The following is a 17,247-nucleotide window of genomic DNA, read 5'->3' on the forward strand; positions in this document are numbered from 1 at the left end:
AGCGAGGAGCGGACCTTACCTGATTATTCCTTCTCAAATTGGCTGAATGAAAGAGTCAGCGGGTACTCATAACAAGCTGAACGGCATTTTTCCAGCTGATTCTGAATACAGGGGCATTATCTGATGAAGGCATATCGGATACTGTATGCTCGGTGATAACTCCGCCTAGCCTTTGGTAAAAATTGGTTGCCCTGACGTTATCTTCAAAAACCCATAGGTAAAGCGGTGAGTTATTATCTTCGCTGCATACCCACTCTGCTGCATGATGGAGCAATTTTTTTCCTGCGCCCTGGCCTCGCAGTGCCGAACTGACATGCAGGCTGTCAATGTACGCCCCCCATTGGGCATCCTTCTTTAGCATTACGCATATAACCCCTTCAATGTTCTCTTCATTTTCTGCAACAAAGACTGCCACATCTCAGTTGCACTGGTTCAACAGAGACTGCCAGGGGAAAAAGCGCTCATTTTGCGCATGATTTTCAAGAAAGTCTGAAGACATCACATTTCCATAGGTATCTCGCCATCCGGCTGCGTGGAGATGTGCAATTGCATCGGCATCACTGTATTGAGCTTTTCTTAACTGAATCACGTATTTTCCTTGTCTCAAATCATTATGATGAAAAAGCGATTATGGTTTGGCAATTAGATGAATATTGATCTTAGAAAACAAGACGTGATTAACAAATTGCCACCATTCTGAGAACGTCCGCTTCTGACATAAAGCAAACCGTCTAAGCGGATGCCCCTGACAACCAGAAGCAAAGCCTCGCCTCACAACGAAAACTCTCTCCTGGATGATTTCAGTCAGCTACGATAGAGCTGGCTATCGTGAAGAAACCTGAGTGGTTTCAGCATCAACGTCAACCCCCCTCTTATCCCGATCGCTAATCCTCAGAATCGTAAGTCGGCACTGAATACTCATCCGCAGTGAAGGGCTGCGGCACGCCCTTCACCATTCTGAATTCAGACACAATATCGCGGCGTTTCATCTTTTGCGTTGGTGAACGTAAAGCAATATCAACGCGTACCTCACCGGAGTCCGGGAATGAATAATAAGTCTCAGGGATACAGAACTGGCTGTGGTCAATCTTTATCGCAGGGTGCAACTTGTTGAATCCAGACCTCTCGGGCGCATTACGATCTCTGATCGAGAGGTAATAAGCGTAATAATCACCAGATTTTTTAATCGGGAAACAAAATCCATCATCAGTCCTGGAAACCGGTGCCATTTCATCCGAGGGAATATAGTCGCCCATCAATCCGCAACTGGTGAGAAGTGAGCTAAAAAGAGTCAAAAGCAGCATTTTTCTGATTATCATGAAAACTCCCTGGGAATGATCCCTATTTATCCTGACCGCTGGTGTCGTTGATCCTCAGCGGATAGTAATGGGAAAACGTATTGTCTGTCACGCCCCTCCCCGGCATACTGAAATCACACCCTTTCACTGCAACAGCCATCTAACCTCAGGGAAAGACTGGGAATGAAACCCACGCCAGGCGATATCTATTGTGTTTTTTATCCCAAGCTTCAGCAGTACGTAGCCTGCCAGATCACTGCGCTAAAAGAGGGCAACCTGGTCGCGGTGCTGGATCTCGACTGGTCAGGCGATGCCTTACCCGATGAGGGCGCGCTGGCCGCGATGCAGCCGCTGGTCTGTGATTTCTTTTTCTGGCGGGGCCGCTACGATCACACCTTTCTCTCCGACAGTGTCCCATCCCATTACACGCGGGTCGGGAATATTCCGCCTCTGGTGAATGAAGAGGTGAACAGCTACGGCGGCGGCTGGAATGTTGGCAGCAGCCTGTATCAGCAGCGCAGCTGGGATCGGATTGACGCGGAAAAGCGCGCACGTTTTAAAGCCGCTTCCCGCGACCGTCAGGTGACCGTGCCCGCAGGCGTACTGCCTGAAAATACCAATAAAATTGGCGATACCTTTCTGCAGGGCATCACGGATTATGCCGAACTGGACCGGCTGCCTTGCCTCACCTCACTCGACACAACGGAGGGTAACGCCAGGCTGGCGGAGTACGTTAATCAGCATGCCTTTATCTATGAACTCCACTGGGCATCCTCCAGCGTGACAACGCTCGATCTCAGCAGTAGCCAGCTGCAACGCCTGATCGTTGACCCTACGGGGCTGGTATCCCTGTCGCTCAACGACAATCTTAAGCTGCTCTCTTTCACCCGCCCCCCGGCGGCGGAATTGCAAATCAACAGCCGCTATCTTGGCCGTGACCTGACCGTTCAGCACAGGCAAACGCTGGCTGAACTGCAGGGGCTGGATGCGCTGGGTGGGTTGCATTTAACCGAGGTGGCAGACGTCGATATCGCGATAATTGCCGATCGTTACCCGACGTTAAACACCCTGCGCCTGTGGGGTAAGCCGGGCATGGTGAGCAATATGGCCAGCCTGTCACGCCTCGCGGATTTGCAAATGATCACCACCGTTGATCTGTTTGGCTTCGGCCCGGAGGAGTTTCCTGCGCCGCCGCAGTTACCGCATCTGTCGCTACTGTGGATGAACAGTTTGCCTGCTGACGCGGCGAGTGCCATTAAAAAAGCCTGGAAGAAAGCCGCGTTATCGGGTGTGGATCTGGCGATCAAACAGGCGCGTAAACCGGCATGGCTGGCAGAAAACCTGAATAACCCGTTCCGGGACTGGGATGGCCGTGAATATATCAGTGCCGCCAACGCGAAAAAGGCCGCCACGCTGTATAAAAAAATGCTGGCCTCGCTGCGCACTATTGATGCCTCGAGCGAAGCGGCCAGTGTTAACGCCCTCGCTGAAGCCATGGTGCGTGGTTACACCGAGGCGTTTAATGCCATGGATCGCCGCAGCAACATCATTGAAACGATAGAGCGTGAAGAAATTGGTGAGGTGCTTTATGGTCTGTTATCCCTGATTGAGCAACAAACTGCAGGGGCATCAGAACCGTTCGATAAAGACCCGATGATGAATCTGTTCGATGAGTTACGTGATTTTTAACCTGACGATGAGGAGTTGAAATGAAGCTGATCGGTATGCTGGATTCGCCGTATGTGCGGCGCGTAGCGGTTTCACTGGCGTATTACGGCGTGGCGTTTGAAAACCAGCAGCTGTCGGTTTTCAGCACGTTTGACGCGTTTGCCCAGCTTAATCCGGTGGTGAAAGCCCCCACGTTGATTCTCGACGATGGCACGCAGTTGATGGATTCGTCACTGATCCTCAGCTATTTCGAGGCACAGGCTGACGCACAACATCAGCTACTCCCCTCAGCACCTGCCGCGCTGGCAACCGATTTAGCGCTACTGGGTGTGATTCTGGCTGCCAGTGAGAAAGCCGTGCAGCACGTCTATGAGCACAACCTGCGCCCGGCGGAGAAGCAACATCAGCCCTGGACCGATCGTGTTACCGGGCAGTTGCTGGCGGCCTGTCGCAAGTGGGAAGCCGCGCTGAGCATCCGCTCCACAGCGCGAGAAAAACCCGACCAGGTGGCGATCACCAGCGCCGTCGTATGGAGCTTTATTCAGCTGATGATACCTGATGTGGTGAAAGCAGATGCGTTCACGGCGATTGCCGCCCATGCAGAGAAGTGGGAAGCGCTGGACGCGTTCAGGGAATATCCGCAGAAATAATGTCACCGTCGTGGCGGTGTTAAAACCGACAGCGAGCATACATTCTGCGGGGGCACTGCCTTTACAATGCAGGGCGTGAGACGTGCTCGGCCGCCGCACGGTTAGCGTTGCTGACGGCAGTCGCCAGCGGCGCGCCCTGTAATAACGTGGTGCACAGCATGCCCATAAAGCAGTCTCCTGCACCGTGGGTGCTGACCAGCGTCACTTTCTCTGCCGGCAAGGACTGGCTGGCACCGCCTTTCTCACAGAACGCCACGCCATGTTCGCCAGCGGTTACCACCACGGCCGGGAAGCTCTGCCCCAGGCTTTCGGCAGCAAGGCACGCCGCAGACAGATCCGGCACCGCAATCTGGCTCAGATCGCGCGCTTCAACCGCGTTCACCACCAGCAAATCAACGCTTGCAAGCATCTGTTCGCTGACCTCGCGCGCCGGGGCGGCGTTATAGCACACCAGAATGCCGCGCTTCTTCGCTTCGGCAGCGGCCTGATGGTTAACGGCGTCCGGCACTTCATTTTGCAGCAGCAACATACTCACCTGTTGCCACAAACGGTCATCGCTGAGGGCATCGGGAGCAATCAGGTTATTGGCGTTGGACACCACCACCGCACCGTAGTCGCCCTCTGCATCCTGAATCGCCACGCTCATCCCGGACGGCACACCCGCCTTCACCGCCACATCCGCCGTGTTCACGCCATGTTGCTGGAGATACGTCAGCAAAAACTGCCCCTGCGCATCATCCCCCACGGCCCCGGCAAAATGCACCTTCGCGCCTGCCAGCGCCGCCGACACGGCCTGATTACCGCCTTTGCCGCCAAATTTATAGGCACAACTGCTGCCAATCACCGTTTCACCTTTTTCCGGGCGATGGTGTGCCGCCAGCATAATGTCGTAATGGAGACTGCCGATGACTAAGATGTGACTCATATTAGTATTCTCTGAGATCCTGGACTGCCTGCTGGGTTTTCTTCAGGTTCTTCTCCGCCGTCTTCAGATCCTTCTGCGCTATCGCCACAAACAGTGCATCCAGAATATTTAACTGGGCAATGCGTGACGCGGCGTTTTCCCCCAACAAATGCGAGCCCTGAGAGGTTGAATTGAGCACCACATGCGCGCTGCGCGCAATGGGCGACTCGGCATAGTTCGTAATCGCAATCACTTTGGCTCCGTTACGTGCTGCCAGTTTTATCGGGTCATTCACCGCACGCGTGGCGCCGGAATGACTGATGGCGATCACTACGTCGTCATCCGATAACACTGCCGCTGACATCAGCATAATATGCGCATCATCGTACACCGTGGTTTTAATCCCAATCTTCAACATCTTATGGGATAAATCCCGTGCAACGGCGGCAGAGCCGCCGACGGCATATAAATCGATATGTCGCGCCTTAAAAATAATATCAGCCGCCCGGTTGAATTCAGACACATCAAGAATAGAGCGTGTTTCTTCTATTGCCTGAATGGAGGTTCTGAAAACTTTTGCCAGTAATTGCTCCGACGAGTCATCCGCTTCAATTTCCGCATGCATCCCGGCGACTTCAGAATAGTTATAATAAATCAGACTACTTCTGAAATCTCTGAACCCCGAGAAGTTTAATTTCTTGGCTATTTTCACCACCATGGCTTCGGAAACATTATTTATCTGGGCAATTTCTTTAATTGATGTTTGCTCAGTTAAATCTGTTTTCGACGTAACAGAATCCACGACTTTCCTTTCCAGTGGCGTCAGGCTGGGTAAACGCATGCGTATTTGAGCGCCTATGGCTCGCGGGTCTTGCTTCATTACTTGCCTCGTGTCGCTCTGTCAATCAACATGGCTATGATAATAATAAGGCCTGTAGCAAGCAATTGATAAAACGCCTGAATATTGAGAAGCGTCAGACCGTTACGTAATGCACCGAGGATGACCGCCCCGATCAACGTACCGATAATACTGCCCTTTCCGCCCATCAGCGACGCTCCGCCAATGGCCGCAGCGGCAATCGCATCCAGTTCCCACAGGTTTCCGATGGTCGGTTCTGCGGCCCCCAGGCGGGCAATCAGGATCAGTGCAGCCAGCGAGGCCAGCACCCCGGAAATCACAAACACGGTGACTTTGGTGCGTTTAACGGGCACCCCGGCCACACGCGCCGCTTCTTCATTGCCGCCCACCGCCAGAATATATTCACCCAGCGGGGTTTTGTTCATCACCACCCACAGGAAAACGGCAATCACCACCACCACCACAATCGGCGTGGGCACGCCAAATACAGTACTGTTGATCAGATTACGGAACTCCATCGGAATCCCAAAGATCGGGTTGCCGTTGGTGAAGATCAGGGCTAAAGCACGGAACAGGGACAGCCCGCCCAGCGTCACGATAAACGGCTGTAATCCGGCATAGGCCACCAGCGTACCGCTGAACACACCGCACAGTGCACCAACGCCCAGCGTGGCCATTACCGCCAGCGGAACCGGCACCCCGGCCACCATCAGCGTGGCACCCAGTACGGCTGAAAGTGCCGCCGTCGGCCCCACGGAGAGGTCAATCCCGCCGGAAATAATCACCAGCGTCATACCAAGGGCAATAATGGCATTGATGGAAGACTGCTGAAGAATATTAAGCAGGTTAGGCAGCGTCCAGAATACCGGTGACAGCAGTGAAAACGTCACCACAATAATAAATAAACCAATCAGTGTTCCCGCATCGCGCAGATTAAATTTAAACAGCGCCGCTGACGGCACGTTAGGTTGCGTTTTATCTTGCGTCATCATCTTGATTACCTTCATTCGTTCTTAAGCCAGATCGTTAATCGCATAACGGGCGATGTTTTCTTCGGTGATAGCCTCACCGCTCAGTTCTCTGGTGATTTTCCCTTCACGCATAACCAGTACCCGATCCGAAATACGCATAATTTCTGGCATTTCAGAAGACACCACCACAATGGCTTTTCCCTGGCGGGCTAATTTTTCAATCAGATTATAAATTTCTGATTTGGCACCTATATCAATTCCCCGTGTTGGCTCATCAAAAAGAAACACTTTATTATCCGCGGCCACCCAGCGTCCGATAATCACTTTCTGCTGATTACCACCGCTCAATGTGCCAATCGGCTTTTCAATATTCAGGGGGCGCAGGTTGAGGTCGCTCATTACCTCCAGCGCCACTTTATCAAGCTGGCGCTGACGCAATATTCCCGCGCGGGTAAATTTCATCATCGATGGCAGCGCCATATTCATTTTCACTGCGCGCTGCTTAATGATGCCCTCTTTTTTACGATCTTCCGGCACCAGACCGATGCCGGCCTTAATGGCGCTGCTGACGTTGAGCTTTTTCACCGCCACACCGTCAACCAGCACGCTGCCGCTGGTACGGGTATCAATCCCGGCAATCAGCTTCAGCAGTTCGGTTCGCCCTGCCCCGACCAACCCGGCAATCCCCAGCACTTCACCGGCATTTACGCTGAAGCTGGCAGGCTGAACCGCACGGTCGCGCCCCAGCCCCTCCACCCGCAGCACCTCTTTATCGGTGATATGCGACTGATGATGTACCTTCTCAATTTTGCGGCCGACCATCTTGGTGACAATGGTCTCTTCCGTTTCATCAGAGATGTTCACCACGCCAACTTGCCTGCCGTCACGCAGAATGGTGGCGCGGTCGCAAACCTTAAAAATCTCGTTCATCTTGTGTGAAACGTAAATCAGCGCCACGTTCATCGACTTCAAATCAGAAATCAGTTCGGCCAGCCGGTCAAACTCACGCGGTGTCAGGCTGGACGTCGGCTCATCCATCGCAATGATTTTGGCTTCATCCAGCAAGGCACGGGCGATCTCGACAATCTGCTGCTGCGATACCTTCAGATTCTTAATCGGCTCGTCCGGGTCGATGCTCGGGTCCAGGCGGCGCAGAATGGCGATCGCCCGCTTACGCTGTGCCTTACGGTCAACAAAGCAGCCTTTGAAACGCGTCAGCGGCCTGCCGAGAAACATATTTTGGGCAACGGAGAGCTCAGGAACATGCTGCAACTCCTGGTGGATCATGGCGATCCCGGCCTGGCGCGCAGACAGTGGATTCTTCATCTGCACCACCACGCCGTTAACGCTGATCTCCCCGGAATCAGCGGAGCGCACGCCGGAGAGGATATTCAGCAGCGTGGATTTCCCCGCGCCGTTCTCACCGATTAATGCGTGAACCTCTCCGGGTCTGACGGAGAAATCCACACCCTGTAGAGCGGCCGCACTGCCGTAGGTTTTATTGATGCCGCGCATCGTCAGGCAAAACTGTTCCATACACCCTCCTGCCTTGATTACTGCTGAGCTAACAGCTGGCGCAGCTTGTCGTTATCTTTCGTCGAGAAGGCATCGGCATTATCTTTGGTGATCAGCGCCTGCGGAGTGGAGACCACGCGTGACAGCTTCTGACCATTAATCAGACGCAGCATCACTTCCATCGCCACTTCCCCCGTCAGAACCGGGAAGCTGTCGACGGTGCCGGTCAGCTCGCCGCGTTTGATAGAGGCATAGGCATCTGAAATCCCGTCGGTGCCAAACACCGCAGTCTGCGCCGATTTGCCCTGTGAACGCACGGCTTCCACCACGCCCAGCGCCATGCCGTCATTGTTAGCGTAGAAGCCAATCAGGTCCGGGTGCTGTTGCAGAATGGTTGAGGCTGCGTTGTAGGCATTTTCGCGGCTCCAGTTGGCCGGAACGCTGGCTACCAGGCTGAATTTGCTGTTTTTCGCGATGGTTTCACGGAATCCTTTGGTACGCTGCGCGGCGGCGTAAACCCCAGGCTGGCCTTCAATCACCGCCACTTTGCCGCCCTTCGGATAGTGCTGGATAAACCAGTTCGCCACGCGTACGCCGTTGTCTTTCTGCACGTTACCGACGTAGTTCGCCACGTTTGGCATCACGGCATCATTAACGTTGACCACCGGAATGCCTTTGCTTTTCGCCACTTCATAGGCGGGTTGCATGTTGGCGTCCGTTTGCGGGGACACCAGCAGGCCATTGAAGCCCTGAGAGATCAGGGTTTCCGCGATTGACAGCTGCCCCAGCTGATCGTCCTCGTTAGCGGCCGCCTGGTACTCCACGGTGAAACCGTATTTCGCTGCGGCGGTTTTGTAGCCCTCACCCAGCGAACGCCAGTATTCGTTGGTCAGCGTTTTTGATACGCCGCCAATTTTCAGGGCTTTGTCCGGTGCCGGCAGTGGGCCGTACTTTGCCGTGAGCTGCGTCCAGTCGGTGCGATCGGGTTCAGTATCCGACTGCAACGGCGGCAGATCAGCGGCATAAACGGTTGAGCAGAACAGCGTAGCGGTGAGTACAGAGAGCAAGTGTTTTTTCATAATCTATCCTGTTATTTTTATAGGGTTTAACACCCGGAGAGACGTTTATTGCGCCAGCATAATGTCGTTAACAATCTGCTGGGAGGTGACGGCATCCTGACGGCTGATGGCGTCCAGCAAGGCAGGGTTATTGTCGAGCTTGTCGCACAGTTTCAGTAAACGGATCACGGTGGCGATGTTGGTTTCGGCTTCACGCACCGGGTCAAGGCCGCTGGCATCCGGGAAGGTGTCGAAGTAATAGGCGCCGTTGTAACCGTCACGCTTCATCTGCCAGAGGAACTCCAGCGTGGCACGCGGATTCACCGCAGCGACCATCAGGCCGTCATCGCGCTTGCCCCAGCCATCATTCAGGTCCAGGCCCAGCAGACGGGAACGGCGGGCAACCATCGCGGCAGCGTAAGCCGGGATTTCATTGGCGTAGAGCACATGTGCGAAGTCGAGGGTAATCCCCAGGTTCGGGCAATCCGCTTCTTCCACCGCCAGCAGACAGGTGGTCACGTTCGGGAAAATGGCAAATGCACGTGGCTCATTGGGTTTGTATTCGATGCTGACATCCATATCCCCGGCGTATTCCGCCACTTCACGCACTGCGCTTACCGCATCTTCCCAGATTTTTTTGTAGTCAGCCTGGAAGCTGTAATCAAACCCGTCCTGCCCCATCCACAGCGTCATGATGCTGGCACCAAATTCACGACCGGCATCAATGCCGCGTTTGGTCAGCTCAATCGCCTGGCGGCGGATTTTGGCATCCGGATTGGTGTAAGCACCGATTTTGAATTCCGGTGCATCCCAGCGCATCTGCATACCGTTTACCGCCAGGCCGACATCTTCAATTTTCAGACGCATGGTTTTCACATCGTCGGTGATGTGCTGAGGGTAGTTCAGATCCAGATGGGTCAGGCCTTTCGCCGTGGCAGCGCGCTCAATCATTTGCAGCACGGAAGGCTTGCCTTTCAGTTCAGGCCAGTAGCGAAAAGCGCCGGAAGCAAAGGAGTTAAGGCGTGTGGCAAATTTAAGTTCTGACATAGTTGATGTCCCTGGTCGTTGGCTTGTGAATTACTTTACAACTTCACATTTATTTGTGAATAAGTGCATTTCTATCATCAACGATAATCTGCCGCAACACAGCGTGCGGTTTTAATCAGCAATTTGAGACGCAATTCACGAAATTTTGACTGGCGCGGCAGGAAAAACAAAAAAGTCACGCAACTGTGTGACAGGTCGCATTTTGCACAATTAACACAGAGTGAGCGGGTCTCTCCCCGTTGTGTGATGCAAACGAAAGATTTACTGTTCATTTAATGACAGTAAATTACCAGCGCACCCGCACAGGATGGAGACGTCAATGCAGCAAACCAAAATCACCCTCAGGAAATCCTTTTTCAGCACCACTCCGGTGGACATCGTCAGCACCGATGGCTGCCGTGCCGAACTGTTCACCTTCCCTTCCGGTATTGAAGCCGTGCGCCTCAGCAACCGGCGCGGGCACCTGATTATCCTGCCCTGGTACGGGCAGATGATCTGGCAGGCGGTGTTCGATGGCGTCGACCTCACGATGGAGAGTCGCTTTCGCGAGCCACGCCCGGCAAAGGATGTCGTTGGCACCTACGGGTGTTTTATGTATCACTCAGGCCTGCTCCGTAACGGCAACCCCGGCGAGCATGACAGCCACGCCCTGCACGGCGAGATGCCGCTGGCCCCGATGGATAGCGCCAGTATTGAAACCGGCGAAGATCAAGACGGCCCGTGGATGGCGCTGGCCGGTGAGCGTGAATACCTGATGGGCTTTGGCGACCACTACATGGCACGTCCGCGTGTGATGATCCGGCCTGACGATGCCACCTTTGGGATTCATATGGCGGTGGAAAATCTCGGTCAGGATGCGATGGATTTGATGTACATGTGCCACGCCAACTTTGCCTTTGTTGAAGGAGGCCAGATCGTGCAACCCACCGGCTTCAGTCGTGATGATCTGGTGGTGCGCACCTCGGTGCCCGCCATCGTCAAGTCTGATGACAACTACCTTCAGCAGTTAGAAAAAATGCAGGAAGACCCCTCTGAAACAGCGGTGATCAGCACGGCTCTCGGCGTTGACCCTGAGCTGGTTTTTTATCTGAAAAACCTGAAGACCGCGCAGGACGGAAAGGTGCACGTAATGCTGCGCAGACCAGCAGGTGATGCATTCACCGTGAGTTACTCCCCGGATGAATTCTCGCATCTGGTGCGCTGGATTCTGGCTAACAACAAGCAAAAAGTGTGCGCCTTTGCCATGCCGGCCACCTGCGGCGTTGAAGGTCACTTCGCAGAACAACAGCAGGGCAATGTCCGATCGCTGGCCGGGGGTGAGCACGCCCGTTTCCACGTACAGCTGGGCTATCTGAATGCCGCTGAGGCGAAGATGAAAGACGCGATCATCCGCACTTCGCGTTAGCGTTTTTGCCGAAATTGCAAAACGGAGGTGTGAGCTGAATCAAATAAGGACACTTTGGTAGAGCAATAAATTTACTTTGAAGGTTTTTTCAGTAAAGTCGATGTCGTCAGACGGACATTTAATGCGGTTTGTTCCTGGCACAAAGAGAAGACGTGTTCGTTTTTGCCCTACACGCTAACGACGCGCACACCTCGTCCTGAAAGGTTAATTTTTGCCGATATCAACAATAAATAAGTGGGTTAAAAATGAATCGTCGCATCCTTGTTAAATTAATGAGTTTATCTGTCCTGATATCCATGACCACAGGGATTGGCTGGTCAGGCATCGCTGCCGCTGCCGAGACAAAAACCATGGTTACCGTCGTGAAGACCGTGGGCGTTCCGTGGTTCAACATCCTCAACCAGGGGCTGGAGGAAGGCGGCAAACAGTTCAACCTCAAAACCTCCATGGTTGGCCCGACCCGTGCCGACCCGGCACAGCAGGTCAAACTGATTGAGGACCTGATCGCCAAGAAAGTGGACGTGATAGGGCTGGTCCCGCTGGATACGAAAGTGACCGCGCAGGTGGTGAAACGTGCACGAGATGCCGGGATCATGGTGATTACCCAGGAAGGGCCAAACCAACCGGGGAAAACCTGGGATGTGGAGCTGATGAGCGCCCAGGCCTATGGTGAAGCACAGATGAAAGCGCTGGCACGTGAAATGGGTGAAAAAGGGGATTATGTCGTGCTGGTCGGCACGCTGACCACCACCGGTCATAATCAGTGGGCCGATGCCGCCATCGCTTATCAGAAAGCGCACTACCCTGATATGCGTCTGGCCGCCGACCGTTTCCCGGGGGCTGACTTTATCGATGAGTCTGAGCGTGTCACCCAGGATATTTTGAAAGCCTATCCTAAAGTCACAGGCATTATGTCGATGGGGTCCAACGGGCCGATCGGTGCAGGTAACGTGCTGAAAAAACGCCATTTAGAGAAGAAAATCGCGCTGGTGGGAACCACCATCCCTTCCCAGGCACGGGCCTACATTCTGTCGGGCGTGATCCGCGAAGGCTTCCTCTGGAACCCGAAAGAAGCCGGGCTGGCGATGACATCCGTGGCACGACTGGCGCTGGATAATACAAAATTTGAAACCGGTATGACTATCCCGGGCCTGGGTAAAGCCACGGTCGATACCGAAAACAACGTGGTGATGGTGGATCGAATTCTGATGATCACCAAAGATAACATCGCGGACCTGATCAAGCTCGGACTCTAAAACACACCGTTCATTATTGACAGGCATCGGGCTCCAGGGAGCCCGATGCCGATCCCTTGTACCCTAAATTAATGAAAGGGGTAGCCTGATGTCCGTTTTTTTACAGCTGAATGGAATATCAAAAATATTTGGCGGGGTTCATGCCCTGTCGAACGTCAATCTCACGCTTGAAAAAGGCGAGGTGCACTGCCTGTGCGGGCAGAATGGCTGCGGTAAATCCACGCTCATTAAAATCATGTCCGGGGTGCATCAACCTGAACCCGGCGGGCAGATTACCATTGCCGGGGATCGCATCAGTCACCTGACACCGGTAGAAAGCACCCGCCTTGGCGTTCAGGTGATTTATCAGGATCTGTCACTGTTTCCCAACCTGACCGTGGCCGAGAACATTGCCATTGGTCTGCACGCGGGGGGCCTGCGCCAGGTGAACTGGAAACAGGTTCATCAGCTCGCCCGCGATGCCATGCAGCGCATCGGCGTTTCGCTGCCACTCGGCGACAAAGTGGCCGATATTTCTATCGCGCAACGCCAGCTGGTCGCTATCTGCCGGGCAATGGCTGCCGATGCGCGGCTGGTGATTATGGATGAACCCACGTCCTCGCTGACGCGTCACGAAGTGGATGCCCTGCTGAAGCTGACACTGCAACTGAAAGAACGCGGTATCACCATCGTTTTTGTCAGTCACCGTCTGGATGAAGTGCTGGAAATTGCCGACCGGGTCACCGTGATGCGCGACGGCAAAATGCTCGGTACCTATGATGCCAGGGAGATGTCCGACCGCAAGCTGGCCACCCTGATGACCGGTAAAGAGTTCAGCTACCAGTGTGCCGCCAAAGATCGCCCGGAAACCGACACCGTGCTGGAGGTTCGCGGGCTGTCCCGCAAGGATGAATATCACGATATTACCCTTGATGTCCGCCGGGGCGAAATCCTTGGTCTGACCGGGTTACTCGGCTCCGGGCGCACTGAGCTGGCCCTGTCGCTGTTTGGCCTCACCCGCCCTGAACAGGGTGAGATTATCGTGAATGGTGAAGTCGCGGTAATGCGATCCAACAGGGATGCCATTCAACGCGGCATCGCTTATCTGTCAGAAGATCGCCTGGCTCTCGGGCTGGTGCTGGAACAGTCCATCAGCACCAATATCACCCTGTCGGTGATTGAAAAACTGGTCAACAAAATCGGTTTTATTCGTGATGATCTCTATGCCGACACCGTGCGTCACGGCATCGACGCCCTGACCATCAAAGCAGGCAATCCTGAGAACAAAGTGAAAACGCTGTCCGGCGGAAACCAGCAGCGCGTGGTGCTCGCCAAATGGCTGGCGACAAATCCCAGCCTGCTGATCCTCGACAGCCCGACCGTCGGCGTGGACATCCACGCCAAAGACGGAATTTACGCCGTAATCAGAAACCTTGCCGCACAGGGCATTGCCATCATCATGATTTCGGATGAAATCCCGGAAATTTACTACCACAGCGATCGCGTGCTGGTAATGCGTGCCGGGCGGCTTAACGGCGAATATATTCCCGGTCGCTGCTCGGAAGAAGAATTGAAGGAGGCGGTCAATGCGTGATTTTTTCCAGCGTTTCATCCATACCCACGAGTGCCGGTTGCTGATTGTTATCACGCTGATGGTGATCTTTCTCACCCTGTTCACCCCGGAGTTTGCCTCGCTGCAAAACCTGGTGGATGTCCTTGGGGCAACGTCATTTATCGGTATCCTCGCCGTCGGCCTGCTGGTGGTGATCATCACGGGAGGCATTGATATCTCCTTTGCGGCCACGGCCTCGATTACTCAGTTTGCCGCACTGACGGTGGCCAACCACTACGGCATCGGCTGGGTGGGGGTTTTCGCCATCGCTGTCGGGCTCGGGGTCGCACTTGGGCTGATTAACGGCCTGCTGGTGAATTCGCTCAGAACCTCGGCGCTGATTATCACCATCGCCACACTGAACGTGTTCTTTGGCATTTTACTGACCGTCACCGGCGGTGCCGACATCTTCGCCCTGCCGGACTGGTTTACGGCGGGCTTTGAATTTGTTTTTCATACCGATGCTGACGGCATTCCTTACGCCGTGAACTTCCAGATTATCGCCATGTTCCTGGCCTTCCTGCTGACGTGGCTGCTGCTTAACCGCAGCAATGTAGGCCGTCAAATCTATGCCATGGGCGGCAATCCTGATGCGGCGCAGCGCGTGGGGTTTAACGTTTACCGATTGAATATGCTGGTCTACGGCTATATGGGGGCGCTGGCAGGCATTGCGTCACTGGTGCAGGCGCAGCTGGTGCAATCCGTATCGCCTACCGCGCTGGTCGGGCGCGAACTGGATGTGGTGGCGGCCGTGGTCATTGGCGGTGCCAGTCTGACCGGCGGTTCCGGTACGGTGCTGGGTACCGTACTCGGGCTGGCGCTGATCGCGATTCTGCAAAATGGGCTGATCCTGCTCGGCGTCTCGTCGTACTGGTCGCTGTTCAGTACCGGTCTGGTGATCATCACCGCGATGATCATGATGGCAAGAGAAACGCGCAAACGTCACAAGCTGGCAGAACCCGGAGTGGCATCATGACAAATCATAACAACGGCCTGTTAGATAACCTGCATCACCGCGTGGGGGCGACCAATGCCCGCCTGCTGGTGATGCTGGCCCTGATGGTCATCGGCCTTGGCCTGCTGGAAGGCAACAAACTGTTTGGCATCGCCGGGCTGCAGTCGATGGGCTTTCAGCTCCCCGAGCTGGGATTCCTGGCGCTGGCCATGATGATCCCGATGCTGTCTGGCGGTATCGACCTGTCGATTATCGCCACGGCTAACCTGTGCGCGCTGACGGTGGCCTATATGCTGGCCGCTCTGATCCCTGAAACTCAGGGTGTGGCCTGGGGCATGGTCCAGTTTGCGGCGATCGGTGCCGGGCTGGTGGTCGCCGCGCTGGTAGGTTTGCTCAACGGCATACTGGTGGCGTACGTGCGAGTGCCACCGATGCTGGCCACCCTCGGCACCATGACCGCGGCGAAAGGGCTGGCGATTGGTATCAGCCATGGCAATGTGATCTCCGGTTTCCCTGAGCCGATTGTCTTTATCGGTAATGGCACGCTGCTTGGCATTCCCGTGGCGCTGCTTATTTTTGCAGCCGTCATCGTCCCGTTAAGCATCTTCGTCAATAAAACCCCGCTGGGTAATGCCATTGCAATGATAGGTTCCAACGAGCGGGCAGCACAGTATTCCGGTATCAATACACGACGCAGTCTGGTCTGGGTCTACCTGATCGCTTCCCTGTTAGCCGGTGTCGCAGGGATCATCATGATGGCACGCTTCGACTCGGCTAATGCGGCCTATGGTGAAAGCTACCTGCTGGTGGCGATCCTCGCAGTGGTGCTGGGTGGCGTAGATCCCTTGGGGGGATTTGGCAGGGTCAGCGGCGTGATCCTGTCGCTGCTGATCCTGCAACTGATGTCGACGGCATCCATCCTGCTCGATCTCAGCCAGTTTATTACGCTGGCGCTGTGGGGGGCGATCCTGCTGCTGGCCTCCGGCGGTCTGGTGCTGAAAGAGTGGATGTCTGAACGCGCGAAAGCGAAGACGGCGACACGGGCTTATAAGGTCTGACGACCCCTCATGAATGTACAGATGACCCACATTGATCGTCACACGATCAATGTGGGAAATCATTACATTAGCCCCACCCTATGGGTCATGATATGTTTACGCGTTAACACACTGAGTAAGGAAATAAGGTGTCTCATGGTCAATTCTGCCGATGATGCAAGTTCGATTGGCCCCCGGTTACGCATGATGGTGTCGCTGCTGACCCCGCTTGAAACGAAACTGGTCAACGCGGTGCTCTCAAACGACTTTCACGAACGGGTTGCCCTGAAAGACGTGGCCAGCCAGTGCGACATGTCTGAAGCCATGGTGGTCAAAACAGCAAAGAAACTGGGCTTCAGTGGTTTTAGAGAGTTGCGCAGTAAAGCGGCGGAATATAATCGCCTGCCGATCACCGAAATGCATCAGGAAGTCTCCCCGACGGATACGGCAGCGGAAATTGTCACCAAGGTGTTTCGCACTTCGGCGCAGGCGCTGGAAGAAACCCTGGCGATCCTCGATATGAAAGCCTTTGAACGTGCTGCCGAACTGCTGGCGAAAGCGCAACAGCGTGATTTTTATGGCTTCGGAGGGTCAGCACAAATCGCCCGCGATGCGGTGCATAAATTTCTGCGTATTGGCGCGCGCGCCACCGCCTGGGATGATCCCCATATGATGCTGATGTCAGCCTCATTACTGGGTAAAAATGATGTGGTGCTGGCGATTTCGCATTCCGGCCAGACCAAAGATATTCTCGAAGCCGTTAAAGCCGCACAGGCCAACCAGGTGCCGGTGATCGCTATCACTAATTATTCCGGTTCGCCGCTGGCCAATCTGGCCGATACGGTATTGTGCTCCACGGCACGGGGGTCTCCGCTCACCGGTGAAAACGCCGCCGCACGCGTCGCCCAGCTCAACATTCTGGATGCCCTGTTCGTGGTGGTGGCGCAAAGCGATTATGCTCATGCCGAGCAACAGCTCAACCGCACGATGATGTCTGTCGCCCACAAAAGAAAATAATCCGGCCGCTAGCCGG

The 17,247-nt window shown here is 54.6% G+C and carries 17 protein-coding genes; 8 read left to right on the plus strand and 9 right to left on the minus strand.

All coding sequences use genetic code 11. The features are described 5' to 3' along the window. Positions 1 to 55: 55 nt before the first annotated feature. The 3 genes from LJN55_RS14795 to LJN55_RS14805 all read right to left on the minus strand — a co-directional run bounded on the left by LJN55_RS14795 (position 56) and on the right by LJN55_RS14805 (position 1,319). Positions 56 to 361: a GNAT family N-acetyltransferase gene (locus LJN55_RS14795; protein ID WP_265105958.1), complete on the minus strand. Its 306-nt coding sequence runs from the start codon at positions 359 to 361 to the stop codon at positions 56 to 58. Between the two features lie 57 nt (positions 362 to 418). After that, on the minus strand, positions 419 to 589 hold the full coding sequence (locus LJN55_RS14800; protein WP_227534747.1) for a hypothetical protein: 171 nt from the start codon (positions 587 to 589) through the stop codon (positions 419 to 421). A gap of 295 nt (positions 590 to 884) precedes the next feature. Next, positions 885 to 1,319 carry a putative T6SS immunity periplasmic lipoprotein gene (locus tag LJN55_RS14805; protein ID WP_227534748.1) on the minus strand — a complete coding sequence of 145 codons (435 nt, stop codon included), beginning with the start codon at positions 1,317 to 1,319 and terminating at the stop codon, positions 885 to 887. A 162-nt stretch (positions 1,320 to 1,481) separates the two neighbouring features. Between LJN55_RS14805 and LJN55_RS14810 the strand changes: the two genes are divergently transcribed. Then, a complete protein-coding gene (locus tag LJN55_RS14810; protein WP_227534749.1) occupies positions 1,482 to 2,987 on the plus strand; it encodes a hypothetical protein in 1,506 nt (501 codons plus the stop codon). Between the two features lie 20 nt (positions 2,988 to 3,007). Continuing rightward, on the plus strand, positions 3,008 to 3,616 hold the full coding sequence (locus LJN55_RS14815) for a glutathione S-transferase (RefSeq protein WP_227534750.1): 609 nt from the start codon (positions 3,008 to 3,010) through the stop codon (positions 3,614 to 3,616). Between the two features lie 61 nt (positions 3,617 to 3,677). Here LJN55_RS14815 and LJN55_RS14820 read toward each other — a convergent pair whose 3' ends face one another. Genes LJN55_RS14820 through LJN55_RS14845 form a run of 6 tightly spaced genes read right to left on the minus strand, consistent with a single transcriptional unit; the run spans position 3,678 to position 9,970 of the window. Further along, positions 3,678 to 4,541 carry a ribokinase gene (locus tag LJN55_RS14820; RefSeq protein ID WP_227534751.1) on the minus strand — a complete coding sequence of 288 codons (864 nt, stop codon included), beginning with the start codon at positions 4,539 to 4,541 and terminating at the stop codon, positions 3,678 to 3,680. A gap of 1 nt (position 4,542) precedes the next feature. Then, positions 4,543 to 5,400 carry a MurR/RpiR family transcriptional regulator gene (locus LJN55_RS14825; RefSeq protein ID WP_133841603.1) on the minus strand — a complete coding sequence of 286 codons (858 nt, stop codon included), beginning with the start codon at positions 5,398 to 5,400 and terminating at the stop codon, positions 4,543 to 4,545. After that, a complete protein-coding gene (locus LJN55_RS14830) occupies positions 5,400 to 6,371 on the minus strand; it encodes an ABC transporter permease (RefSeq protein WP_133841602.1) in 972 nt (323 codons plus the stop codon). Before LJN55_RS14830 ends, LJN55_RS14825 begins: the two co-directional genes overlap by 1 nt. A gap of 21 nt (positions 6,372 to 6,392) precedes the next feature. Beyond that, a complete protein-coding gene (locus LJN55_RS14835; protein ID WP_227534752.1) occupies positions 6,393 to 7,886 on the minus strand; it encodes a sugar ABC transporter ATP-binding protein in 1,494 nt (497 codons plus the stop codon). A gap of 17 nt (positions 7,887 to 7,903) precedes the next feature. Further along, on the minus strand, positions 7,904 to 8,944 hold the full coding sequence (locus LJN55_RS14840) for a sugar ABC transporter substrate-binding protein (RefSeq protein WP_133841600.1): 1,041 nt from the start codon (positions 8,942 to 8,944) through the stop codon (positions 7,904 to 7,906). 45 nt (positions 8,945 to 8,989) lie between these two features. After that, positions 8,990 to 9,970: a TIM barrel protein gene (locus tag LJN55_RS14845; RefSeq protein ID WP_227534753.1), complete on the minus strand. Its 981-nt coding sequence runs from the start codon at positions 9,968 to 9,970 to the stop codon at positions 8,990 to 8,992. A 319-nt stretch (positions 9,971 to 10,289) separates the two neighbouring features. Between LJN55_RS14845 and LJN55_RS14850 the strand changes: the two genes are divergently transcribed. The 6 genes from LJN55_RS14850 to LJN55_RS14875 all read left to right on the plus strand — a co-directional run bounded on the left by LJN55_RS14850 (position 10,290) and on the right by LJN55_RS14875 (position 17,231). After that, on the plus strand, positions 10,290 to 11,375 hold the full coding sequence (locus LJN55_RS14850) for an aldose 1-epimerase family protein (protein WP_227534754.1): 1,086 nt from the start codon (positions 10,290 to 10,292) through the stop codon (positions 11,373 to 11,375). Positions 11,376 to 11,647: 272 nt separating this feature from the next. After that, positions 11,648 to 12,631, plus strand: coding sequence for a substrate-binding domain-containing protein (locus LJN55_RS14855; RefSeq protein ID WP_227534755.1), 984 nt, complete (start codon positions 11,648 to 11,650; stop codon positions 12,629 to 12,631). Between the two features lie 88 nt (positions 12,632 to 12,719). Continuing rightward, entirely contained in the window at positions 12,720 to 14,204 is a 1,485-nt protein-coding gene (locus tag LJN55_RS14860) for a sugar ABC transporter ATP-binding protein (protein WP_227534756.1), read from the plus strand. Beyond that, complete coding sequence (locus LJN55_RS14865) at positions 14,197 to 15,198, plus strand: ABC transporter permease (RefSeq protein ID WP_133841595.1); 1,002 nt, start codon at positions 14,197 to 14,199, stop codon at positions 15,196 to 15,198. Before LJN55_RS14860 ends, LJN55_RS14865 begins: the two co-directional genes overlap by 8 nt. Beyond that, positions 15,195 to 16,235: an ABC transporter permease gene (locus tag LJN55_RS14870; RefSeq protein WP_212815504.1), complete on the plus strand. Its 1,041-nt coding sequence runs from the start codon at positions 15,195 to 15,197 to the stop codon at positions 16,233 to 16,235. The genes LJN55_RS14865 and LJN55_RS14870 overlap by 4 nt, the downstream gene beginning before the upstream one ends. Before the next feature lie 135 nt (positions 16,236 to 16,370). Next, the gene (locus tag LJN55_RS14875) at positions 16,371 to 17,231 is read left to right on the plus strand and encodes a MurR/RpiR family transcriptional regulator (protein WP_133841593.1); all 861 of its coding nucleotides are present in this window, start codon (positions 16,371 to 16,373) and stop codon (positions 17,229 to 17,231) included. Positions 17,232 to 17,247 lie beyond the last annotated feature (16 nt).

The sequence above is a fragment of the Erwinia rhapontici genome (genome assembly GCF_020683125.1).
Classification (GTDB): domain Bacteria; phylum Pseudomonadota; class Gammaproteobacteria; order Enterobacterales; family Enterobacteriaceae; genus Erwinia; species Erwinia rhapontici.